Source organism: Haloplanus vescus, from assembly GCF_900107665.1.
Lineage (GTDB): Archaea > Halobacteriota > Halobacteria > Halobacteriales > Haloferacaceae > Haloplanus > Haloplanus vescus.
In genome coordinates this window covers 22,636-44,171 of record NZ_FNQT01000005.1, presented here as the reverse complement: position 1 = coordinate 44,171, position 21,536 = coordinate 22,636, and the positions used below count along the sequence as shown (strand labels likewise).

Below are 21,536 nucleotides of genomic sequence, written 5' to 3'. Positions count from 1 at the left end.
GCTCCGTAGTACCGATTTAACGATCGCCGCCAGTATAAGCAGAGAGGTTCGGCTGTTATGACCATCCGACTTTTGCCGAACATATACACGCGCTGTCCCGTGAATTGGGACTTCGCCGCCAGCCTATGTTTAGGGCAGCCAAAACATCGGCTGTATCATGACTACACGTTTCGGCGCCCCTGGGACGGGGCTGTCACGACGAGAATTCCTCGCAGCAACCGGCGTAACCGGTGTTTCGTCACTGGCGGGCTGTTCCGGAGGGAAAACGAATACGGCGGCTGCGAGGACGAATACGCCCACGCAGACGCAGTCTGGCGGGGCTGACCTCCCCTACACCGGTTCGCCAACGGTCGTCGACGTTGACGACCAGGGAGGCAAGGTTACGATGCGAACCCAGCAGGCCCGACACGCGGTCCATCCCCTCGATACGATGGGCGGGCCGGTGGAATTTCCCCGCGTCTGGGCGTTCCAAGCCGACGACAATGCCCCGAGCGTTCCGGGCCCGATACTCCGAACGACGGAGGGCAACGCAATGGAGGTGACACTGGATAACACGGGCGGGAGACGCGCCCATACGATTCATTTCCACGGCGTGCGCAAGACGTGGAAGAACGACGGCGTCCCGACGACGACCGGTATCACGGTTCCACCGGGCGAGAAGCACACCTACGAGATTCCAGCGAATGTCCCGGGGACGCATTTCTACCACTGTCACTTCCAGACCCACCGGCATATCGACATGGGCATGTACGGGATCTACCGAGTAGATCCTGAAGGCTACGAATCGGCGGACCGCGAATACTTCATGACGGTCAAAGACTGGGATTCGCGGGTTCCGCGGAAGTGGGCCGGTGAGGCGGACTTCACCTACAATTCGGCAAGTCGAAACCCGGACGTGTTTACCGTCAATGGGAAGAGCGCTCCCCGGACGCTGCACCCCGAAGAAGGGTCGCCGATCATCGTCGACGAAGGCGACTCAGTTCGTATCCACCTCGTCAACGGTGGGTACATGTCGCACCCGATGCACATCCATAACCACCGCTTCCAGCGCGTCGAAAAGGACGGCGGGACGATTCCGGAGGCTGCCCGACACGACATGGACGTCACGAACGTTGCCCCTGCTGAACGACACACAATCGAATTTACTGCCGATGCGGACCCCGGCATCTACCTGATGCACTGCCATAAGGTCAACCACGTGATGAACGGCACGTTCTATCCCGGCGGGATGCTCACCGGCGTGGTCTATCGGTCCGTCATGGATACGGACATCTTCAACCAGTTCATGGAGTACGCCGGCTACTCCACGTAGAGGCGCTCTACACGACGACCAGGACTGGATCTAACTGAACGATAGGACTTATCCGGCTCTGGTGGACTCCTGTTGGTTCGACACTGCCCGGCTGAAACAGCCGTCGCTAGGACTCCGAATCGGTCATCGAAATCAATCGGAATCGACATATCTGGGAGCTAGCATAGACCGCAACCCGGCGGATTTCGGCTACTGGATCGGCCTGTTACGGACTAGCGCGGAACTCGCCGTGTTTCATCCCGAAGAAGAACGCGATGACCGAGAAGACGATCATCGAGGGCAGAACCATCATAAAGACTGTCGAGGAGGTCATCACGGTCGTGAGCGCAATCGCTGCGACGGCGACAATTACGACGAGAGGAGCCACCGAGCGCACGAAGTCGAATTCCATATGTACTGTTGTGACCGGATAGACAAAACCGTTAACAAAGTAGATTTACTGGAAACCGGCAGTAATCGGGTGCCACATAGATTCCTGTAGGTCCGAAGCAGAGTCAATGTCGGCCATATGGTGTTCAAGCGTTTCCAGAGCGCACAGCTCGCAGTATACGCGGCCGCCTATCCGGAGAACGAGCTGTACGAGACGCTGCCTTGATCAACGATGGTCTGGCTTTCGGGAACGTCTCCGTCCGGCGGCATACTCCCCTCCGCGGGACCGCCGGGTTCGCCGACGACGATCCGGCCGACCATCCCTAGGGTCTTGTGCGGGATACAGAAGTAATCGTACGTCCCTGTGGTCTCGAACGTGTGCTCGTACGTTGCGCCCTGTTCACTCAGCGTTTCGCTATTGAACGTTTCTGCGCTTTCGGGAATCCGATTTACCGAGGCTGAACTCGTTCCCTCTTTGTAGGCGGTTGCCGAGTGGCTCCCGCTCTGGATTTCGAATGTCACAGTTTCCCCAGATTCGATGAACAGGCCGATGGGATCGAAATAATACTCGCTCCCTTCGGTGACCATCATGACGGTATTCGAGTCTCCTGACCCACCAGCTGTCTCCTGCGTTTCAGTCGTGGTCGGCTCACCGCCACCGTCTCCGTTCCCCGAACTACTGCATCCGGCGAGACCAGTTACGCCACCTGTAGCGAGAATTCCAGCCGTCTTGAGAATCTGTCGACGCTCCATACCACAGTATCAAAGACCCCAAGATAAGGGGAAACGGCGGATTCCCACTGAGTAGGACACCGGCCGTATTTGAAGTACTGAGGCCCCGAGTTAGAGATGCTCCGTTGGTGTAGCTCGGCCAATCATCTCGGCATCTCACGCCGAGGACCGAGGTTCAAATCCTCGACGGAGCATTCCCCATTCGTTCCACTGCTCTACTCATAATCCTCACAGATGGCTACCGCACAACAAGGAACCGAGGAACACATTTTAACCCGCTATACCTCCGTAGAGATCGGTACAATCACCAGTCCGTGTCTGATTGTTCTTGCCACCGCAACGGTTGTATACAGCTGGCCACCGGCTGTTCTCGGATGGTTTGTATCCGGCTTACTCGGACTTCTTGTCGCCGTAGCTTCCGGTCGGACGTCAGCAATCAAGCCCAGTCTCATCAAGTGGCCCCGGCCTGAGTCGAGAGGCGATTTAGCGGTGAATGCGATCGCATACAACGGCATCTTGATTATTAGCACCGTCCTCGGGCAAATCGTGTGGACAGCAGCGAATAGTCTCCTACTCGCTGCAGGAGTTGGGGCCGTTCTTCCGGTCTGGTTCCTCAAGCACATACAGTTCCTCGTGTTTCTGGACGGCGAGTGAATTCACCGCGCCGGTCATACTTTCGGAGGAGGAAAATTCCACACCCAGCATAAGCCAACGACAGTCAAATCCAGAATATGAGAGGTGAATCAGTCAGGTAGAAGTGGCTCCCTGTCCAAGACAGAATAATGTCACCAGAAGAGCGTCAACCACGTGGGGACCCCTCCCATGGACAGACCTCTCGAATCGGATCTATTCGGCCACTCTCTGTACTTCTCGCAGCGATTGTTACGCTCACTCAGGTTCCCGTCGCGTCTGCCCACGGTACAACCGGAAGTGGTGGACTCTCGCAAGGACACGGTGTAATTATTGCTTTCGTTGGTGCCGTTATTCTCGGTGGATTCATCCTTCTCAAACGGACAGATCGGATCACGGCAACAACCGCTCTGTACGGCGTGTTCGCCGGTATCGCTATCACTGCACTCGGAGCCGTACTCTTCGAAGGGCTCTCCCCAGATCCGACATATACCGCGAGCTCGATGCCGTTCCCCCGGGCGTGGTATCAGCCACTGGCCCTGCTGAGTGGCTTGGGAATCATGGTCGCGAGCTTCGTCGTTGGGTGGCTCCGCTGGCCATCGCGACCACGGTACACGTTCCTCGGCATCCTCATGGGATTGTGGATTTCGTACCCCTACCTCCTTCCAGGACTGGCAAGCGATACGCATCCACTCGGGTACGCCATCGTCCTCGGCACGCCAATCCTGGTCGGTTATGTCGTCTGGAAGGACGCAGGGAGTGTCATTCGCGCAGTCATGCGTGATCCGGTTGCGCGTCGCTTCGGAATCGGTGTCGGTGTCGTATTAGCTCTCTTTTTCGTCTCGATAACGGGGTACCTCTCGTTGTTCCCCGAGGAGGGCTTCCCTGAGGAAGTGACAGTCGTCGTTCTGCCCGCAATCTATCAGCTAGTATCGTGGCCGACGCTCGAAATCGCGATTCCGCATCTCCCGTTCATACATATCCCGTTCTTCCTGGCCGTGTCACCCGGTCAGGTCATCGTTGTCGGAATGCTAAGCGCACTCATCGGGTTGAACGCCGCTCTCATTGCCCGTCACTGGCGTGTCGAGGAACGAGCCGGCATGACCGAAGGAACCGCCGGGAGTGCTGCAATCGTCGGGACGTGTACCTGTGGGTGCTGTGGGCCACTCGTCGCGAAGATCGCGGTACTTGCTGCCGGACCATCGATTGCCGCCCCCCTCTACTGGGTGTTCGTCGATTCGGCCTCGCCGCTCAGTGCAGTATTCATCGTAGGAAGCTTCGTCCTCTTCACCGGGAGCCTGATCTACTCGGTCCAAGCAGCCCGACAGCCCGATCAATCGGCCGCCATCATCCCCGCCGACTGAGGTGAGGTATCTACCGTGAGAACACAGCACCCGGGGTGGACGAATATCTCAAGATATGAAGAGGAAACGTCGACAGTACGTGTTTTTGGGACTGGCAGCAGTATTAATCGTTGTCGGCACCCTCGCGACCGGCTTTCTCCCGTCGACGCCGTTCTACCAAGCCCTCTCCGGAGGCATCATCGTTGCGGGCTTTGCGGTCGGGTACGTGGGCCTCGGTGCCTCCGAATTTCTCGAATGAAGCCATGGATGCTGTCTTCATTCGGGTGCAGCAGGTATCTGCCACTTCGCGGGATTGGGGCCGCTACTCGTGAAGCAGGTCTCGAAACGAATTCGCCGCGAGGAGACCGCCGGTCGCCACGACCGCTCCCATCGTAAACACCGGATTCAGCAACCCCGTCGCTGCAAGGGGAATCGTGACCCCATTGTAGAGCAGCGCTAGCCCGTTGTTCTGTTTGACACGCCGACGAGCTGCATCTGCGAGGTCGAACGTCGTCCCCACCGCTGCGAGGTCGTCATCGACGATAGAAATATCCGCGGCATCGGACGCGAGTGCCGTTCCACCACCGAGCGAGATTCCCAGGTCTGCGGTCGCAAGAGCCGGTGCATCGTTCGTTCCATCACCAACCATCGTAACCTGTCCCCGGGACTGTAACCGCCGGATCGTCGCGGTCTTGCCTGCCGGCGGGACCCCCGCAAACACGTGATCGACGGCAGGATGGCTGTCGAGAAAGTCAGTGGCAGCCTCGTCATCACCGGTCAGAACGACGATCTCGATATCACGGTCATTCAGCTGCGTGAGTGTGTCATCCCAACCTGCCCGTGGTTCGTCGCCCACGTCGATGATGCCCTCTGCACGACCGTCTCGACCGACGACGACCGGAAGGTGACCGGCCGTTCGTGCCTCTGCGGCACGCGTCTCGATCCGCTCGCTAACCGACCACCCCAGTTCCGCGAAGAGATCGAGATTCCCGACGAGAACGCGCGTGTCCTCGACGACTCCTTCGACGCCGGTCGCGTGGCTCGTGAATTCAGTGATGTCCGCTGCGTACTCGTGGTCACTGCCATCGGCGACCCCCCCATCGGCTTTCGAGCGATCGCCTTCCTGATTCCTTTGTGCAAACGTATTCACGATTGCGTCGGCCGCTGGGTGGGATGCTCGCTGTTCGAGGGCCGCGACGATTGCAAGCAGATCCGACGGTGCATCCGCCTCGAGGACATCCATCTGGCCGGTCGTGAGAGTCCCCGTTTTGTCGAAGACGACGACGTCGACGTCCCGAAGGCGCTCGAAGACGGTCTCGTCGAAGATGACGATGCCCCGCTCTACCGCTTGTTCGATACTGGTTGCCACCGAGAGCGGGGTTGCCAGGCCAAGTGCCCACGGACATCCAACTAAGAGAACCATCAGCGCCGTCAGAACGGCGACGGGAATGCCAGTCCCCACCAGAAGCGACCCCACTCCGGCGAGTACCGCCCCACCGACGACGACCGGGATGATGACCGACGCGAGCCGATCGGCCTGCCGCTGAACGCCGTGATCCCCACTCTGGAGATTCCAGACAGAAGTGATGAGGCGATCGATACTACTGGTTGTCTCATCGCTCACCGTGAGGACAGCAGCACCATTTGTGACGACCGCCCCACCGACGACGTCGTCGCCCGCTCGCTTCGATACCGGGAGCGACTCGCCCGTCACGATCGCTTCATCGACCGTGCACTCACCCTCAGCGAGAATACCATCGACCGGGATGCGTTCGCCCTCACGGACGAGAACCCGCTCCTCGGGTTCCAGATCGTGTACGTCGACCATCGTCGTCGTCCCATCGGCGCCATACCGCCTGGCTTCGGTGACGTGAGAGATAGTGAGATCAGTCAGGCGATCCATCGCTCGCTGCTTGCTCAGTGATTCGTAGAAGATGGCAGCCACCACACTCGCGGCAACCACGATCGTGAGATCGTAGAAAACGTCGATCCGACCGAGAAGAAAGGCGATCGTACTGTACACGTAGGCACTCACGATGGGGAGTGCGACAAGCAGGTCTGTGTTCGGCTGCCGCATCTTCAGACTGACATACGCACCCTGTAACAGCGGCAGGCCGGTGAACACGAGGACGACACCCGTCAGAACGAGAAAGAGCGGCAGGATCAACAGGGTATCTCCACCGCCGATCCCGGACGCACTCGCGTACATATCGAGCGTCCCCTCACCAAAGAACGACGAGAGCTGCGCCGGATAGAGGAGGACCGCATACGGGAGAAGCATGAACGTCCCGAAAATGACGCCAGCAGCGTAACGGAATCCCAGCACCTCGTCAATGCCTCGTTCATTCGGCTCGTCCGACCGGCGCGACTGCCCAATTATAGTCGGTGCGTCATCGCTCCCTCCAGCACGGAGGGTTGCCGAATAGCCGAGTGTACTCAGGGTATCACAGAGAGTCTCCTTCGAGACGCGGTCAGGGTCGTATGTGATACGGATCGTCTCGGTGACGTAGCTTGCTGCCGCATCGACGACGCCTTCACACTCCTTGGCGACCGATTCGAGAAATGCTTCACATGTCGCACAGTGCATCCCGTCGACTTGGAGGAAGACACGTTCCTCAGACCCCGATAGATGTGTGTTTTCCTCGCGGTCGCCCCCTACAGACCCAGGGCTGCGTATGGGGTCGCCTGTCGGAGCCATCCGACTGTGATCTCCATCGCTACCGAGCACTCGATGGACGTTTCGACATCCATCACAGCAGAAGACGATGTCGTCTTCAGCTACGTCTCGATCATCGGGGACGGCCCCTCCACAAAGCGCGCATGTGGAAGATAGCGATTGAGATGAAGACACAATTGATTACCACCATCTGACAGCGGGCCAAGTACAGTTACGGAACCTCATGGGCGACCTCGTCCGAAGGGCCATTATCGGTGATACAAATGCCTCGATATTAAACGCTGTTCGGTTACGAGTATACCAGTAGATACCCTTGGTCCGAATCTCCGTCTTTGAGTACCAGAGAGAACATATGCCACCCTTTTAAAATAGGGAATAGACGGATGTACGATCTAACTGGGTTCAAGCGGGACATCTTGTATGTGATCGCCGGGCTCGAGGAACCACACGGGCTCGCAGTAAAGGCCGAACTCGACGAATACTACGAACAAGAGATCAACCACGGGCGGCTCTATCCAAACCTCGACGACCTCGTCAACAAAGGACTGCTCGAGAAAGGTGAACTCGACAAGCGGACTAACGTGTACACGGTCACGCAACGCGGATTGCGGGAGATCGAGGCGCGACGTGAGTGGGAAAGTCAGTATTTAGAAGACGTGAACGCACCCGCTACGTCGTAGAATCATTATAAAAGCGGGACTGCTTTACCCACTTCCCACGAATACGCATTGAGATGGCTCGGCTCGTCTTCTATCATCATCCACAGGCCGAGAATTTCTCACTCAAATATAGCTCGGCATCGGTAGCAGAGATCCGGTCTCAGCGAGAGCAATCCGACGAGTCGACAAAACTCATCGGGTACCCCTTCGAAACACCGGTCTATGTGCTCTACGAAGGCGATTCAGAGATCGAATCAGCCCAAGATATCGACTTCGATCAGGAATGGCTGAGCGACCGTATTCGTGACCTCCCTCGTCCTGGGCAAGTTGTCGCCTTCCGGTTAGTGGAATTGCTCGAAGCTGCTGTCGATGTTCGAGATGAGGATGAGTTTCGGCTCTACAAGGAGTTCGAACCACAAAAGATCCAGCAGGCACTCGATCACGTGTCCTGGGGAGCCCCACTTCCGACCGTCGCTGGAGAGGTGATGTCGAATTTGATTCTCCGACATTCCCTCCCGAATGCGAATCATCGAACTGGCATCGCTATGCTGCAGTTCTGTATTGAGAGTGTGGACTCGGATTTTGCGATGCCACGAACACACGTCGACGACGATACCTGGCGAGAGTGGGTCGACCCCTACATCGTCGACTCCAAGCGGCTCATCACGGTCCGCCGGAACAACCTCCGTTTCAAGCAACTCGAAGACCTGGATGTCGACCTCGTCGAACGGAAAGATGGGATCCAAATTCGATTAGCCGAATTCGAGCTGGATATGCACTGGCGAGAAGCCCTTTCGAAGTACGCTGGGCAGCATGAATCCCACTGTACGGACTTCGGACAGGCAGTTCTCGAACGAGCAGAACGGGACGATCTACTCGACCGTCAAGGACCAACGAAACAAGAGTTCATCACGTATCTGGAGAACGGGCTCGTCGAACGGGACTTCAGAGAAATGTTCTGATCAGTCGCGAAGCTCAGCGACCGACTGTCCGACCTCGCGAACGTGTTCACTTCGCTCGATGTCGAGTTCCTCGGCGAGGTAGTCAACCGTCTCTTCGAGGCTCATATCGGAAAGAAGTCCGTCAAGCGGTATAAACCTAGTGCTGGCGTAGCTATGTGGCCCATCAGAGGAAGCGTCTGTGTATACCGAACTTCGCACCCCTCGGGAAAACTGTGGAATCGGTGACCGCATAGCGATACTCACCGAAATTACGCAGTGCCGCCAGTTGCTGACCACCAACCGAACGCAATTGAAAGAAGCTCCGAAGCGATCGGGCGCGTTTCAGTCTGCAGGTTGTGCGTCAGTCGCTGGTGTCCCGCCTGGAAGCTCGGGGATGGACAGGTCCACGCGGCGGAGCAGCTGGGCGTTGATTGCGACGATCACCGTACTCAGCGACATCAGGAGCGCACCCACAGCGGGGGAGAGCAGAATCCCGATTGGTGCTAAGACGCCTGCTGCGAGCGGAATCGCGAACACGTTGTAGCCGGCGGCCCAGACGATGTTCTCCTGCATCTTCCGATAGCTCGCCTTACTGAGCTTCACCAGCCGAACGACGTCCATAGGGTTGTTCTGGACGAGGATGACGTCCGCCGACTGGACGGCGACGTCGGTGCCGCTCCCGATCGCGATGCCGACGTCGGCTCGTGTCAGCGCCGGCGCGTCGTTGACGCCGTCGCCGACCATCCCCACGAGCTTGCCCTGGTCCTGGAGCTCCTGGACTTTCATGTCCTTGTCTTCAGGGAGGACTTCCGCGAACACCGTGTCGATGCCCAGTTCGTCGGCGACAGCGTTGGCGACGTCCTTCGAATCGCCGGTCAGCATCGCCACCTCGATCCCCAGATCGTGGAGGGCGTCGACGACGCGGAAACTCTCCTCGCGGATCACGTCGGCCATCGCGAACGCGGCGATCAACTCCCCATCACGGACGAGATACACCACCGTCTGTGCGTTCTCTCCCGCATCGTCAGCGAACCGCTGGAGGTGGCCCGGAACCTCGCTATCGAGCTGTGAGAGCAGATTCGGACCGCCGACGTACACCTCGCTTCCGTCGACGTTTGCGCGAACCCCTCGTCCTTTGATCGCCTCGAAGTCGGTCGCATCAGGGGCGCTGAGATCGCGCTCGTCAGCTGCTTCGCGGATGGCTCGCGCGATCATGTGTTCGGAGTCGCTCTCGACGGCCGCCGCCAGCGCGAGCGCGTCGTCCTCGTCGACGCCCTCGACGGTCGCCATATCCACGACGCCGTGCTCGCCTTCGGTGAGCGTCCCCGTCTTGTCGAAGATGATGGCATCCAGCTTCCGTGCGTCCTCCATCGCGATGCGGTCGCGGACGAGCATCCCATTACGCGCCGCCAGGGAGGTGTTGATCGCGACGACGAGGGGGATGGCAAGCCCGAGGGCGTGTGGGCAGGCGATGACGAGTACCGTGACGACGCGTTCGATGACGGTCGCGTCGAACGAGACCGCGACCGTCCACGCGATTGCGGTCACGACTGCCGCCCCGAGCGCGACGTAGAACAGCCAGCCGGCCGCGCGGTCGGCCAGCACCTGCGTCTTGGACTTGCTCTGCTGGGCTTCCTCTACCAGCCGCATGATGCCCGCGAGCGTCGTCTCCTCGCCCGTCGCACCGACGCGGACGCGGAGACTGCCGTCGCCGTTGATGGTGCCGCCGATGACCTCGTCACCGGGCTCCTTCGAGACCGGTTTCGACTCGCCCGTGATCATCGACTCGTTGACGTCCGAATCTCCCTCCTCGACGACGCCGTCGGCGGGCACGCTCGCGCCCGGCCGGACGAGCACGAGGTCGCCCTCGGAGAGTTCACTGACAGGGACCTCTTCGGTCTCGCCGTCCTCGGTGAGTCGTTCCGCCGTGTCCGGCATCAGTTTCGCCAACTCGTCGACCGCGCTCGAGGCCCGCCGCACCGACCGCATCTCGATCCAGTGCCCCAGCAGCATGATGTCGATGAGCGTGACGAGCTCCCAGAAGAACGCCGACTGCGTGGGGAAGACCACGCTCGCGAGACTGTAGATGAACGCGACCGAGATGGCCATCGAGATGAGCGTCATCATCCCCGGTGCCCGGTCTTTCAGTTCCGGGACCGCCATCTGGAGGAACGGAATCCCACCGTAGGCGAAGACAATGACCGCGAAGATGGGGTTGATCCACTCGCTCCCCGGGAACGTGGGGACGGAGAACCCGAGCCACTCTTGGAGCATTTCGCTGTACAGGAGGACGGGAATCGACAGGAGTGTCGAAACGAAGAAGCGCCGCCGGAACATTTGCTCGTGGCCTTCGTGCATCCCGCCATGTCCCTCACCGTGTCCCTCGTGGGAACTGTGGCCGTGTCCTTCGCCTTCGTGGCCGGCGTGTTCGTGCTGGTGACTGCTGGTGTCCTGCTGGTCTTCTCCTCCCGGGGAATTCTCAGTTGTATCTTTGTGGTCGTCCATAGGTCATATGCTCTTTAGAGGTGAATTCGCTGGCTTCCTGAATCTTCGCCCCCTGAAACCGTACAGCAGGACCATCGTAGGCAAACTCCAAAAGACAACTGTAGGCCGTCGTCTCGAAGCGGTCCGTGCTATCCGCTAATCACTATACTCAGGCGTGAGCGGTGTACCCTGCGCCTTCGACGGCCTCCACAAGGGCCGTGACCTCTGCCTCACCCTCGACACTTGCCTGTTCGCTCTCCCTGTCGACGGTCACGGAAGTCACGCCAGAGACCTCTTCAAGGGCCTCTTCGACCGTCTCCTCACAGTGACCGCACGACATTCCTTCCACGGTGATGGTCGTCGTCATACAGGGATACATACGGTCCCCTCTCTTTAGCGGATTTCCCCTTCGATCATACTGATCTCTTGGGGGTCAAACTTTAGATTCAAAGTGATACCTGCAGCCGAAACGAACCATATTTCAGATTCACCGGCTGTCGATGGCGGGAAGACTCAGGTATCGTTGTGGCGCTCCCGGTACGTCTTCGCTGCTAAAAAGACGTATAATGCGCCGATAGCCCGAACGCCAGAACTGAATCCTTCGTTCCATTCTATCGACTCCGGACGCTCGTACAGGAACGCGGTAGCAAATTTTCGATACAGGTCGGGAAACAAGAGGACTATCCCGCCGAACACGCCGGTAAGATTCATCAGCCACGCATACGCCCGACCGTCGAAGAAGGAGATCACAGCGATCAGAACGCCCTCCGACCGGATTGCTGGACGGACCCACCCGCTCACAGTTCCCTCGCTCGGATTCGCAATCGCGAGTTTCTCGAAGAGTTCGACGATTTCGTCCGGGAACAGCGCTGAGAGAGCGCCGAGGACACCAACGAGTGATCGAATCATACTGTATGGTACGTTCGATACCGATATAATTCTCGCTGTGATCCTACACTATCGAGAACGAGGGAAGTCCGAACAGTAGCAGCTTCGAGCCGGGCACGACATGCAGAAAGGAGTAGCTGTGTGTGTACCTTAGCGGATGGTCACTCTGATTGTTCGAGCTTCTTTCGGCGGGATTCGAACTCTTCGTCCGTGAGATTGCCACGGGCGTACGCCAGACGTAATTCTTCCATCGCGGGATTGTCAGACGTTTGTGTTTCGCTTACCCGTCTGAAGAGGAGATAGCCCCCGCCGAGAAGCGCAACGAGGAAGACGAGTGGAACAAGCATTCCGATAACGGGCCACCAGCCGCCGGTACTACCGTACTGGCCCATCATTCCCCCGTATCCCATCATCCCGCCGAAGCCCATCCCCATCATGAGCAACGGAAGGAGGATGAACGCTCCGAGGATCAGTAGCAGTATCGTCGTTGTGTCCAGTTGATTCGATGAAGCCATCGACGATCAGGCCTCCGACGCGGGGTCGAACTCGTCTCTAACAGCTGCCAGTACACGATCAAATCGCTCGGTGACCTCGGTTGCGATGGAATCAAGCGCGTCGTTATCAGCAATCCCGACCAACTGTTCCGGATCGACCGCACTTACCACGATGTCGCCGTCATCAGTCTCATAGACGATGACGTTACAGGGCAAGAGCGCACCAAGCTCGATTTCCTCGGTTAACCCTTCGTATGCTAGCGGAGGATTACACGCACCGAGGATGCGATACTGACGGAACTCTTCGCCAAGCTTCTCCTTGAGTGTCGCCTGAATGTCGATATCACAGAGGACACCGAATCCCTCGTCCGTGAGTGCAGCGTTCGTTGCCTCAACGACGTCGTCAAATTCGCCAGTAACTGTGGTCTGTATTGTGTATTCCATGGAATATCATACCCCGTCAGCGGGGTTAACGGTTGGGTGCCCAACAGCAGTCGTTGGGGATTGCAGTGTCTCGGCTGGAACAGCAGCCGTTGCGATCATCCGGTACGTTCGAGCTGTTTGCGCCGCCGTTCGAATTCATCGTCCGAGAGCTCACCGCGAGCATATCGCTCCCGGAGAACCGACAACGACTGCTCATCGTCCCCGCCGGATCCTCGGTTGAGGATCGCAAAGACGAGGTAGAGCGGAACAGCGATGAGGAGCCCCATCCAGAGGAGCCCCCAGAGCCCCATCGCTCCGCCGAAGAGGCCCCAGCCGCTTCCGCCCATCATCCCGCCGCCGTAGCCCCCGCCGCTGTGGGCGGCAGCCGTTCCAGTCGCCGCGACCAACAGCGGGATAGCGAGGATCGCGAGGCGACGAGCAGTGCGTCCGAGATGAGTGGTGGGTTTCGTCATGATTGTGAATTGGTGATGAGTTTCGGTATTCGGTCGAAGCGATCGAAACGGTCAGGGCCTATCAGCAGTGGCCCTGCCCGTACATCCCGCCGTTGTAGTCGTCGTTAGCCATGTCCTGGGCCATCTCGTCGACGGTCACACCCATGTGCGATTCCATCCACTCGACGCTACCAGGGCCCATGTGCTCGGTCATTTGCGCCTCCATCCAGGCCGCCCAGTCATCAGCGGTAGCGTTGTCTGTGGGCGCGTCGTCAGCTGTCGTGTCGGTACCGTGTGCGCTGACCACGGGGGCGGCGAACACGAGTCCGACGAGCGCGAGCGCCACAATCAGCCACCGACCGAGTTTGAAGTTGGTCATTGTCTTTCTCCTCGGTTACTCGTAGGACTGCTCAGGGGTTATGACGATGGGCGTGAACTCACGCAGGAGAACGTTCGAGAACGTGTATACAGCGTTTTAATCGTGTTTGAGAAACAAGAGCGTTCATCCGGCTCGAATTCGCCGGGATGGCACTCAACGCCTCGTCTGGAACGGGACTAAGACCACAGGGGCCACAGATTGATTAACCAGAAATCGAGTCTCAACCCACTCATTCCACGTATTCCACAACACGCGCCATCCCCGCATCGAGGTGGTACAGATTGTGACAGTGGAACAACCACCGACCGGGGTTATCCGCATGGAAGTCCAGCGTCACCTGTCCTCGATGTCCCGGGACGATAACCGTATCTTTGATCGCGTTGCCGACCTGGAAGAAGTGGCCGTGAAGGTGCATCGGATGGACGACCGGGCTCTGATTGGTCATCCGAATTCGGACGTGTTCCCCAGGCCGAATCTGAAGCGGGTCGGCATCCGGATAGGCCTGTCCGTCTATCGTCCACGTGTAGGACTGGTTTCTACCACGTGAGAGCGTCAGGTCGAACGTCCGGTCTGGATCTCCACTCACACCGTCGAGTGAAGAGAGTGCTCGCAGGTCACCGTATTGCAATCTGTTACTCGAAGATGATGGAGGCTGTGGAGTGATCGAACCGTCTGTTGATTCGTACTCGACGACGGCTCTGGCCGGTGGTTCGTTCCCGTCGAGCGCGTTCGCCTGAACGAACCATCTCCCCGGGTTCGTCGCTTCCACGACGACATCGTACCGTTCACCAGCACCAAAGACGAACGAGTCGGCCTCGACTGGTTCGACGGGCTGGCCATCGGCGTGGGTCACCGACATCTCGTGTCCAGCGGTTCGCACACCAAAGACTGTCGCGCTGGAGGCATTCACGAACCGAAAGCGAACCCGATCGCCCTCCGTTACGTCGAACGTCGGGGGATTCTCGGGCAGTTGACCGTTGATCAAAAGCCCCTCATATGGCGGTCGAACGTCTCCCATCATTCCACCCATTCCACCGCCACCCATCCCACCGTCCGACGGAAGACGTGGTTCTCTAGAGAGGTAATCGTCAAGCACGACGACATACTCGTGGTCGTACGCAACGTGTGGGTCTCGTTCTTCAACGATCAGGGGACCGAGTAATCCACGATCGAGTTGGAGTCCGACGTGGCTGTGGTAAAAATACGTCCCAGCGGGTTCGGCACGGAACTTGTATGTGAATGTATCACCGGAGGCAACCGGCTCTTGCGTCACGTTCGGGACGCCGTCGACTGGATTCGCAACGGGAATCCCGTGCCAGTGAATTGTTGTCTCCTCCTGCAGGTCGTTAGCTAGTTCCACGCTGAGCACGTCACCTTCCTGCACGCGCAACTCTGGGCCTGGATACTGTCCATCGTATAGCCACGTAGTCGTCGACGCATCCGAAGCTGGTCGAATGGTCCCAGATGTCGCAGTGAGGCTGACCGATGTATCTGGGTCAGCCGTGACAGTCGGACGGGGAGTCACCGCACGACCGCCACCATCGTCGGTGCCCGGTAGCGGACTGGCACACCCCGCAAGCGCTCCGAGAGTCGAGATCCCCGATAACTGGAGGATTTTACGGCGAGAAAGTCCCGAGGAGGTCATTGCCTTTGTTTTCGCGGTCAGCGAGTAAAGGCCTCGCGATGAGAGACATTCATACGAACATCCTCGTTCCGAGTTTAGTCGCGGCGATACGGTGAACGGTCACGGATACGCGAGAACACCCCGCTAGTTCGCCTGTTTCTGTTCTAAGTCGTCACTCGGATAGATGCGATACGTTCGCCCTTGGCGCTCGCGGTACAGTAAGCCGCGCTTCTCGAGGGCACTCACTGTCTGACTGACCTTGCTTTTCGAAAAGTTCGAGCGATCCCGGAGTTCGATCTGTGTGATACCGGGCGACGAGAGGATCGGTTCAAGAATTCGGCGTTCATCATCCGGCAAGAGGTCCAATACGCGAGCCTGTGGCTGGGATTCCGGATTGATCTTTCCCTCTGATTGAACGGGCCCATCCTGCGATTCGATACTCTCAGAATCGGTTTGATTCGCCATGCCAGTCTGTGATCGATCGGTTCCCTCTGTGGTAGTGAACTCGTCCCGAACCACGAGATAGCCCCCACCAACGACAGCCGAGACAAGAAGCGTTCCGAGAACGTACAAGAGTGGGTTCGTTCCGTGAACCGCGCCCATCGACGTACCCATCATCGAGCCCATCTGCTCGAAGGCCTGCTGTTGCTGGTACGCTTGCCAGGTGAGCACACCACCGACTATGAGGACGGCAGCGACCAACGCACCGGCTACGGTATCGGCTCGCCGTCGATTCATCTTCTCCACCTCGATCCTCCGAGACACTTGCTCATACGTGAGAGTTCGTGAGACATTGCTGTACCAGTTTTGATTGGCCAACGCAATCACGGGGCTGGCGGCCCCACAAATTCGATATCCCCAATCGATGTTCAATGGTGGTCATGATCCTGAGACGCTCCCGCCTCTGGGTGTTGATGGGCGAATTCATCTGGGTCCTTTTCGAACGTCTCCTTGCAGGTCTGCGAGCAGAAGTAGTACGTCTCGCCGTCGTGCGTCGCCGATGGCTCGCTATCGTCAGTCCGCATCCCACAGACGGGGTCGCGGTACTGGCCGGGCGCACCGAGACCGCGACGATAGACGTACAGCAGGAACCCGGAGAGCGCGAACGCGATGAGGTTGAGATAGAACGTGTAGTTGAGTTTGAAGTACGTCTGCTCGGTCGCCGTCTCGCCGCCCGCCAGATCTGGAACGATTCCCAGCGCGTCGAACAGTAGCTCCATGAGGAAGCCGGTGAACGCCATCGTCACGAAAAAGACGCCGAGGATGTACAACATAATCTTCCAGCCGTAGTACTTCCGGTAGACGTTCAGCACGGGAATCGTGATGAGGTCGGCGTAGACGAACGCGATGATCCCGGCGAAGCTGACGCCACCGCCCCACAGCGCGACAGCGAACGGGACGTTACCCATACTGCCAACGAAACTGAGGACGGCGATGGTGACACCCATAATCGCGTTCTCGGCGGTCACGAGAAGCCCGTCGCCCTGGATGAACAGGGTGTTCCAGACCCACTGGGGGACGAAGACGATGACGAACCCAGAAATAAGGAAGCCAGCGACGATGTCCTTCCAGATCATCGACCACTCCTTGCGGTACTGATTCCCGACTTTGTACCAGCCACCCCACGACAGCAACTCGTCACGCCACCCGCCACGACTCGACGTCTCCTGGCGGTAGGTCTCCATACAGCCCTCCGAGCAGAATTTGAGCGTCTCACCGCCGTCGGTCGTGATCGTGTACTCGTCTTTTCCTTCCATCCCGCAGGTCGGGTCTTCGGTGACGCCCGCCTCACGGTCGCGCTCGTTGAGCGTTTCTCGAACTTCGGCAAAGAGATTCTCGGGGAGCGTGAGGTGGACAATCACCGCCATCACGGCGATGAGGATGAGGCCGCCAAGCAGTTCCGCCAGGAGGAACTCCCAGCCGAGCAGAATCAGAATCATCAGCCCGAGTTCGACGATCAGATTCGTCGACGCGAACATGAACGCGAGAAAGTTCACCGCGTGCGCTCCCTTCTTGAACAGTCCCTTCCCGATGGCGACAGCGCCGAAACTACAGCCACTACTGGCCGCGCCGAACGCGGTCGCCTTGGTGAGCCCGCTCAGATCACCGTCGCCCAGCACCTGTGCCATCCGCTCCTTGGAGACATAGACTTGGACCAGACTCGTGATCGTGAGTCCCATAATGATCGCCCACGCCGCCGTCCAGAGGAAGCCGACACCGATTCGGAGGGCTTCGAAGATGCCCTCGACCATCGTCACCTGCATAGATGTATCATCGTGCGGATCATCTTTTGCAGTTTTCCTTCAGATAGTTCAGGTTAGAACCGCGGTAAGTATGAATTCAAAAGATTAGCGGTGGGTGAAATACGCAGGTCGAAGGCACAAGCGCATTGAATAGTTAGGACGTAGTATTAATTGAGACCCAAACTCACGGAGGGATCACAATATGCCGACAAATTCAGACGACACACGACTTGTCATGCTCCTTCTCGTTATCATCGGCGCCGTATTCATCGTCCCACTGTTCTTCATGGGCTTCGGGATGATGGGGTTCGGCCCAATGATGGGCGGGATGTGGGGCGGTCACATGTGGGGTGACGGGACGATGCCTGGCTGGATGTTCATCGTCGGCATCGTGATGCAGTTACTGTTCCTCGCCGCCCTCGTCGGCGGTGGCTACCTCATCTACCGTGCGATTACGGGAAGTGAGAGTAGCTCAGACCAAGCCCTCGAGGAGCTCCGGCTCGCCTACGCCCGCGGTGATCTGACCGACGAGGAATACGAACAGCGACGCGAAGCACTCGAACGAGATACCTGATTCCCGTCCGGCAAACTTGACCGATGATCGGATTCTCCGACCGCCGTCAACAGTCGACGCGTCCGCAGCTTCCAGCATGGCTTGACCGATACACGACGCTGGGTCTGTACGGACTACTCGTCGGGACTGTCCTCTGTCTGGTAGCGTTCCTCACGAATCCCGTTCCCGACCCCTCGTTCCCGTGGGCGACGCTGCCCGAGTCTCTACGACTACCGATTGCCCAGCCCCGGATCGAGCACTGGCCAGTGACCTACACTATCGGCATCTGGCTGTGGGTTTTCTGCTTCCCCGCGCTCTTCCTCGCCGGATACCGGCGATACGGCGACGGGAATCGTGGGGCAGCGGTATGGCTCGTCGGGTTGCCGACCCTGGCGATGCTGGGCTGGACCACGTACTGCCGGTTCTTCTGGCCGAAACTCCATCCTCCGACCTGGAACGCCCCAGCCTACACGTTCGTTTGCTGGCTGTACTGTTCGACCTACGACGTGCTCTGGAGCAACACGGCATACACAATTGCGCTATTCGGCATCGTCACGACGCTCCTCGTCGTGCGACACCAGGATAGAGACCGATATGCCCTTCTCGGGTTCGGGTTCCTCGCACTTCCGCTCGGATTACCAGCCCTGTACGAAGGATATCGACGGGTGACGCGAACCAGGAGCTGAGGAACTGTGACGGGCGGCTTTACAGCTCTACGGGGGACATCTGTGGGTGATAATGCGGACTGGTAATCGGCATCACTCAGTACAGGCCGAGGAAACGTTATCCGTGAGAGCCTCCTCAGCACGAGTATGTCGACGACCGTCTCAACACCCGAAACAGACGAGACGTGTACGTACTGTGAATCCCGAATCTTCGACCACGACCCCATCTGCGTCCGCGACTGCGATGATGACTGTGGCTCGCCCACGTACTTCTGTAACTACGCCTGTCTCTCTGCATATATCGACGAAAAAAACCTTACTACCGGCGATGCGTGTAAGTGGACTCCCGACGACACCAGTTGTTGCTGATCGGTCCGTTCGAAACCTTCAGCGACCGTTATTCACGGAATCCGAGTAACCGAAGCCCATTCAGTGAAACGAGGACGGTGGACCCCTCGTGGCCGACCACGGCCAGCGGCAGGGGGATGCCTCGAAGCAGAATCGTCCCAACCATCAGGGCGATCGCACCGAAGGCGATTGCGAGATTGACCGTCAGCGTTCGGCGTGTCCGACGACCGAGTCCGAGTACGTAGGGAATCTTCCCGATGTCGTCGCCCATCAGGACGACGTCCGCTGTTTCGAGGGCAACGTCGGTCCCGGCGCCACCCATCGCGATCCCGAGCGTCGCCGTCGCCAGTGCTGGTGCGTCGTTCACGCCGTCACCCACCATCGCCACGTTCTCGTGTCGCTCAACCAGATCCTCGATGGTAGCCACCTTCTCTTCCGGCAGCAGCTCCGCCTGCACCTCGTCGATACCGACTTCGTCAGCGATCTGCTGGGCGACGCGTTCGTTGTCGCCGGTCAGCATGACGATGTGCTCCACGCCGAGCGAGCGGAGTTCCTCGATCATCTCTGCAGCCCCAGGGCGAACCGTGTCGGTGAACGTAAGCCAGCCCAGTACCGTGACGGTGCCGGCGTGCTCGCGGACGACGAGGACGCTCGTCTTCCCCTCCGCCTCCAGGGACTGGAGCCGATCGAGACCAGGTTCGAGCCCCTCGATCGCAGCGTCTTCGAGAACCGTCTTGACATAACTCCGATTCCCGATGTGGATGGTCCCGTCGTCGAGGTCGGCACGGACGCCTTTCCCGGCCGCCGACTGAAACCGCTGTGCGTCGGGAACATCCAGTGCGCGGTCTTCGGCTTCCGAAACGGTCGCACGAGCGAGATGGTGCTCCGAGCGGGACTGGACGGCAGCCGCGAGCGAGAGCAGCTCGTCCGCAGTCAGCGACTCGTCCACGAGGCTGTCCCGGACGAAGACGTCCGTCAGCTGCGTCTCGCCCCGCGTGAGTGTGCCCGTTTTGTCGAACGCGACCGCGTCGATATTCGCGGCCGTCTCGACGTGTTCGCCGCCCTTGAACAGGACACCCTGCCTGCCGCCGGAGGCGATGGCCGACAGCACCGCCGCCGGCGTGGAGATGATGACCGCGCACGGTGAGGCAGCGACCATCAGGGTCATCGCGCGGTAGAACGTACTGGTGAACTCGCTCCCGAGCCCGAGCGGGATTGCAATCGCTGCAATCGTGAGCCCGAACACGCCGAGGACATACGGCTGTTCGAGGCGGTCGATGAGTCGTTGTGTCGGCGCCTTCTCGCTCTGGGCCTCTTCGACCATGGTGATGAGGCGGCTGATCGCCGACTCGTGGGCCTGCCGCGTGACCTCGATTTCGAGGCTGCCACTCTCGTTGATCGTCCCGCCGAATACCTCGTCGCCAGGTTCCTTCGGCACGGGAACTGATTCGCCGGTGAGCGACGCCTGGTCGACCGTTCCCTCGCCCGAGGCAACGACGCCGTCAAGCGGGATTTTGTCGCCTGGACGGACGACGAACACGTCGCCGACGACGACCTCGTCGATTGGGACAGTAACCTCCTCACCGTCGCGGAGGACCTGTGCCTCGTCCGGCCGCATCTCGACGAGTGACTTGATCGCCCGGCGTGAACGCCCGATGGCGTAGTGCTGGAGCGTGTTCGATAGCGAAAACAGGAAGAGGAGCATCGCACCCTCGAACGGAGCTCCAATCGACAGTGCTCCAAGAGCGGCGACGATCATCAGGAGGTCGATGTCCACAGCGCGGTGGCGGAGCGTCTCGACCGCGCCTTTGAGCCCGTACCAGCCACCGAAGACGTATGCGACGCCGTACCCGGCCCACATGAGAAGCTGTGGTCCTTCGACCCATCCCGTCACTAGGCCGACCGCCATCCCGAGTAGGGTCAAGCCGACGAACACGGCCTCCTGCCTGAGTTCCGAGCGGGAACTCACGTCATCCGTTGCTGTCTCAGATTCGTCCTGAATCGAGACATTACGGTCGCGGACAGCGTCTCGAATCGTTTCTTCTGAGATGACGCTCCCGTCGTAGGTGATCCGGGCGTCCCCTGTTCGAAACGAGACGTCGACATCGTGGACGCCGGAGAGACGCCCGAGATGTCGTTCAAGTGCCCGTGCTCCCGCGTCGCCACGACCACCTCGTCGTTCAATGTGGATCGTACACGTCGAGAGAGGTGGAGATTCAGTAACAGCCACGTTCTCGGTACCTATGAGTTGGTTTGGTTTCACGTTTGAGGTGGGCCCACGAGCATTCATCCGCTCCTAATCTCGGCATACGAGTCGAGG

General features: G+C 59.0%; 22 protein-coding genes and 1 tRNA gene. 9 read left to right on the top strand and 14 right to left on the bottom strand.

What is annotated here, in order from left to right; all coding sequences use genetic code 11:
* The first annotated feature begins 157 nt into the window (after window positions 1-157).
* On the top strand, window positions 158-1,312 hold the full coding sequence (locus tag BLU18_RS13020) for a multicopper oxidase domain-containing protein (protein WP_092635603.1): 1,155 nt from the start codon (window positions 158-160) through the stop codon (window positions 1,310-1,312).
* A 205-nt stretch (window positions 1,313-1,517) separates the two neighbouring features.
* Here BLU18_RS13020 and BLU18_RS13015 read toward each other — a convergent pair whose 3' ends face one another.
* Window positions 1,518-1,703 carry a DUF7333 family protein gene (locus tag BLU18_RS13015; protein ID WP_092635601.1) on the bottom strand — a complete coding sequence of 62 codons (186 nt, stop codon included), beginning with the start codon at window positions 1,701-1,703 and terminating at the stop codon, window positions 1,518-1,520.
* Between the two features lie 167 nt (window positions 1,704-1,870).
* Complete coding sequence (locus BLU18_RS13010; RefSeq protein ID WP_245697957.1) at window positions 1,871-2,272, bottom strand: plastocyanin/azurin family copper-binding protein; 402 nt, start codon at window positions 2,270-2,272, stop codon at window positions 1,871-1,873.
* Window positions 2,273-2,532: 260 nt separating this feature from the next.
* Between BLU18_RS13010 and BLU18_RS13005 the strand changes: the two genes are divergently transcribed.
* The 3 genes from BLU18_RS13005 to BLU18_RS12990 all read left to right on the top strand — a co-directional run bounded on the left by BLU18_RS13005 (window position 2,533) and on the right by BLU18_RS12990 (window position 4,645).
* A tRNA-Glu gene (locus BLU18_RS13005) sits at window positions 2,533-2,607 on the top strand.
* Between the two features lie 996 nt (window positions 2,608-3,603).
* Window positions 3,604-4,407 (top strand): hypothetical protein, encoded by an 804-nt coding sequence (locus BLU18_RS12995; RefSeq protein WP_218124107.1) that lies wholly within the window; start codon window positions 3,604-3,606, stop codon window positions 4,405-4,407.
* 55 nt (window positions 4,408-4,462) lie between these two features.
* The gene (locus BLU18_RS12990; protein WP_218124106.1) at window positions 4,463-4,645 is read left to right on the top strand and encodes a hypothetical protein; all 183 of its coding nucleotides are present in this window, start codon (window positions 4,463-4,465) and stop codon (window positions 4,643-4,645) included.
* 63 nt (window positions 4,646-4,708) lie between these two features.
* Here the strand turns inward: BLU18_RS12990 and BLU18_RS12985 are convergent, their stop codons facing one another.
* Complete coding sequence (locus tag BLU18_RS12985) at window positions 4,709-7,084, bottom strand: heavy metal translocating P-type ATPase (protein WP_092635767.1); 2,376 nt, start codon at window positions 7,082-7,084, stop codon at window positions 4,709-4,711.
* A 362-nt stretch (window positions 7,085-7,446) separates the two neighbouring features.
* Between BLU18_RS12985 and BLU18_RS12980 the strand changes: the two genes are divergently transcribed.
* A complete protein-coding gene (locus BLU18_RS12980) occupies window positions 7,447-7,743 on the top strand; it encodes a PadR family transcriptional regulator (RefSeq protein WP_092635588.1) in 297 nt (98 codons plus the stop codon).
* 53 nt (window positions 7,744-7,796) lie between these two features.
* On the top strand, window positions 7,797-8,684 hold the full coding sequence (locus BLU18_RS12975; RefSeq protein WP_092635586.1) for a DUF8172 family protein: 888 nt from the start codon (window positions 7,797-7,799) through the stop codon (window positions 8,682-8,684).
* A 321-nt stretch (window positions 8,685-9,005) separates the two neighbouring features.
* On the opposite strand, the gene BLU18_RS12970 is transcribed toward BLU18_RS12975, so the two are convergent.
* The 10 genes from BLU18_RS12970 to BLU18_RS12925 all read right to left on the bottom strand — a co-directional run bounded on the left by BLU18_RS12970 (window position 9,006) and on the right by BLU18_RS12925 (window position 17,671).
* Window positions 9,006-11,168 (bottom strand): heavy metal translocating P-type ATPase, encoded by a 2,163-nt coding sequence (locus tag BLU18_RS12970; RefSeq protein WP_092635584.1) that lies wholly within the window; start codon window positions 11,166-11,168, stop codon window positions 9,006-9,008.
* A 148-nt stretch (window positions 11,169-11,316) separates the two neighbouring features.
* Window positions 11,317-11,514, bottom strand: a complete 198-nt coding sequence (locus BLU18_RS12965; protein WP_008364400.1) for a heavy-metal-associated domain-containing protein — start codon at window positions 11,512-11,514, stop codon at window positions 11,317-11,319.
* Window positions 11,515-11,660: 146 nt separating this feature from the next.
* Entirely contained in the window at window positions 11,661-12,056 is a 396-nt protein-coding gene (locus BLU18_RS12960) for a hypothetical protein (protein WP_092635582.1), read from the bottom strand.
* Between the two features lie 140 nt (window positions 12,057-12,196).
* Entirely contained in the window at window positions 12,197-12,550 is a 354-nt protein-coding gene (locus tag BLU18_RS12955; RefSeq protein ID WP_092635580.1) for an SHOCT domain-containing protein, read from the bottom strand.
* Between the two features lie 6 nt (window positions 12,551-12,556).
* Window positions 12,557-12,973, bottom strand: coding sequence for a DUF302 domain-containing protein (locus BLU18_RS12950; protein ID WP_092635578.1), 417 nt, complete (start codon window positions 12,971-12,973; stop codon window positions 12,557-12,559).
* A gap of 95 nt (window positions 12,974-13,068) precedes the next feature.
* Window positions 13,069-13,425 carry an SHOCT domain-containing protein gene (locus BLU18_RS12945; RefSeq protein ID WP_092635576.1) on the bottom strand — a complete coding sequence of 119 codons (357 nt, stop codon included), beginning with the start codon at window positions 13,423-13,425 and terminating at the stop codon, window positions 13,069-13,071.
* 61 nt (window positions 13,426-13,486) lie between these two features.
* A complete protein-coding gene (locus BLU18_RS12940; protein ID WP_092635574.1) occupies window positions 13,487-13,783 on the bottom strand; it encodes a hypothetical protein in 297 nt (98 codons plus the stop codon).
* A gap of 229 nt (window positions 13,784-14,012) precedes the next feature.
* On the bottom strand, window positions 14,013-15,428 hold the full coding sequence (locus BLU18_RS12935) for a multicopper oxidase family protein (RefSeq protein WP_092635572.1): 1,416 nt from the start codon (window positions 15,426-15,428) through the stop codon (window positions 14,013-14,015).
* Between the two features lie 123 nt (window positions 15,429-15,551).
* On the bottom strand, window positions 15,552-16,145 hold the full coding sequence (locus BLU18_RS12930) for a helix-turn-helix transcriptional regulator (protein ID WP_092635765.1): 594 nt from the start codon (window positions 16,143-16,145) through the stop codon (window positions 15,552-15,554).
* Window positions 16,146-16,276: 131 nt separating this feature from the next.
* On the bottom strand, window positions 16,277-17,671 hold the full coding sequence (locus BLU18_RS12925; RefSeq protein ID WP_092635569.1) for a permease: 1,395 nt from the start codon (window positions 17,669-17,671) through the stop codon (window positions 16,277-16,279).
* Window positions 17,672-17,852: 181 nt separating this feature from the next.
* On the opposite strand from BLU18_RS12925, the gene BLU18_RS12920 reads away from it, so the two are divergent.
* The 3 genes from BLU18_RS12920 to BLU18_RS12910 all read left to right on the top strand — a co-directional run bounded on the left by BLU18_RS12920 (window position 17,853) and on the right by BLU18_RS12910 (window position 19,237).
* Window positions 17,853-18,224 carry an SHOCT domain-containing protein gene (locus BLU18_RS12920; protein WP_092635566.1) on the top strand — a complete coding sequence of 124 codons (372 nt, stop codon included), beginning with the start codon at window positions 17,853-17,855 and terminating at the stop codon, window positions 18,222-18,224.
* A 23-nt stretch (window positions 18,225-18,247) separates the two neighbouring features.
* Window positions 18,248-18,889 (top strand): hypothetical protein, encoded by a 642-nt coding sequence (locus tag BLU18_RS12915; RefSeq protein ID WP_092635564.1) that lies wholly within the window; start codon window positions 18,248-18,250, stop codon window positions 18,887-18,889.
* Between the two features lie 126 nt (window positions 18,890-19,015).
* Window positions 19,016-19,237, top strand: coding sequence for a hypothetical protein (locus BLU18_RS12910; RefSeq protein WP_092635562.1), 222 nt, complete (start codon window positions 19,016-19,018; stop codon window positions 19,235-19,237).
* Window positions 19,238-19,265: 28 nt separating this feature from the next.
* Here BLU18_RS12910 and BLU18_RS12905 read toward each other — a convergent pair whose 3' ends face one another.
* Complete coding sequence (locus tag BLU18_RS12905; RefSeq protein WP_092635763.1) at window positions 19,266-21,446, bottom strand: heavy metal translocating P-type ATPase; 2,181 nt, start codon at window positions 21,444-21,446, stop codon at window positions 19,266-19,268.
* Window positions 21,447-21,536 lie beyond the last annotated feature (90 nt).

What these genes read in the sequence shown, in the direction of transcription:
- BLU18_RS13020 (WP_092635603.1), top strand. Translation starts at nt 158, where the DNA reads ATGACTACACGTTTCGGCGCCCCTGGGACGGGGCTGTCACGACGAGAA.
- BLU18_RS13015 (WP_092635601.1), bottom strand. Translation starts at nt 1,703, where the DNA reads ATGGAATTCGACTTCGTGCGCTCGGTGGCTCCTCTCGTCGTAATTGTC.
- BLU18_RS13010 (WP_245697957.1), bottom strand. Translation starts at nt 2,272, where the DNA reads ATGATGGTCACCGAAGGGAGCGAGTATTATTTCGATCCCATCGGCCTG.
- BLU18_RS12995 (WP_218124107.1), top strand. Translation starts at nt 3,604, where the DNA reads ATGGTCGCGAGCTTCGTCGTTGGGTGGCTCCGCTGGCCATCGCGACCA.
- BLU18_RS12990 (WP_218124106.1), top strand. Translation starts at nt 4,463, where the DNA reads ATGAAGAGGAAACGTCGACAGTACGTGTTTTTGGGACTGGCAGCAGTA.
- BLU18_RS12985 (WP_092635767.1), bottom strand. Translation starts at nt 7,084, where the DNA reads ATGGCTCCGACAGGCGACCCCATACGCAGCCCTGGGTCTGTAGGGGGC.
- BLU18_RS12980 (WP_092635588.1), top strand. Translation starts at nt 7,447, where the DNA reads ATGTACGATCTAACTGGGTTCAAGCGGGACATCTTGTATGTGATCGCC.
- BLU18_RS12975 (WP_092635586.1), top strand. Translation starts at nt 7,797, where the DNA reads ATGGCTCGGCTCGTCTTCTATCATCATCCACAGGCCGAGAATTTCTCA.
- BLU18_RS12970 (WP_092635584.1), bottom strand. Translation starts at nt 11,168, where the DNA reads ATGGACGACCACAAAGATACAACTGAGAATTCCCCGGGAGGAGAAGAC.
- BLU18_RS12965 (WP_008364400.1), bottom strand. Translation starts at nt 11,514, where the DNA reads ATGACGACGACCATCACCGTGGAAGGAATGTCGTGCGGTCACTGTGAG.
- BLU18_RS12960 (WP_092635582.1), bottom strand. Translation starts at nt 12,056, where the DNA reads ATGATTCGATCACTCGTTGGTGTCCTCGGCGCTCTCTCAGCGCTGTTC.
- BLU18_RS12955 (WP_092635580.1), bottom strand. Translation starts at nt 12,550, where the DNA reads ATGGCTTCATCGAATCAACTGGACACAACGACGATACTGCTACTGATC.
- BLU18_RS12950 (WP_092635578.1), bottom strand. Translation starts at nt 12,973, where the DNA reads ATGGAATACACAATACAGACCACAGTTACTGGCGAATTTGACGACGTC.
- BLU18_RS12945 (WP_092635576.1), bottom strand. Translation starts at nt 13,425, where the DNA reads ATGACGAAACCCACCACTCATCTCGGACGCACTGCTCGTCGCCTCGCG.
- BLU18_RS12940 (WP_092635574.1), bottom strand. Translation starts at nt 13,783, where the DNA reads ATGACCAACTTCAAACTCGGTCGGTGGCTGATTGTGGCGCTCGCGCTC.
- BLU18_RS12935 (WP_092635572.1), bottom strand. Translation starts at nt 15,428, where the DNA reads ATGACCTCCTCGGGACTTTCTCGCCGTAAAATCCTCCAGTTATCGGGG.
- BLU18_RS12930 (WP_092635765.1), bottom strand. Translation starts at nt 16,145, where the DNA reads ATGAATCGACGGCGAGCCGATACCGTAGCCGGTGCGTTGGTCGCTGCC.
- BLU18_RS12925 (WP_092635569.1), bottom strand. Translation starts at nt 17,671, where the DNA reads ATGCAGGTGACGATGGTCGAGGGCATCTTCGAAGCCCTCCGAATCGGT.
- BLU18_RS12920 (WP_092635566.1), top strand. Translation starts at nt 17,853, where the DNA reads ATGCCGACAAATTCAGACGACACACGACTTGTCATGCTCCTTCTCGTT.
- BLU18_RS12915 (WP_092635564.1), top strand. Translation starts at nt 18,248, where the DNA reads ATGATCGGATTCTCCGACCGCCGTCAACAGTCGACGCGTCCGCAGCTT.
- BLU18_RS12910 (WP_092635562.1), top strand. Translation starts at nt 19,016, where the DNA reads ATGTCGACGACCGTCTCAACACCCGAAACAGACGAGACGTGTACGTAC.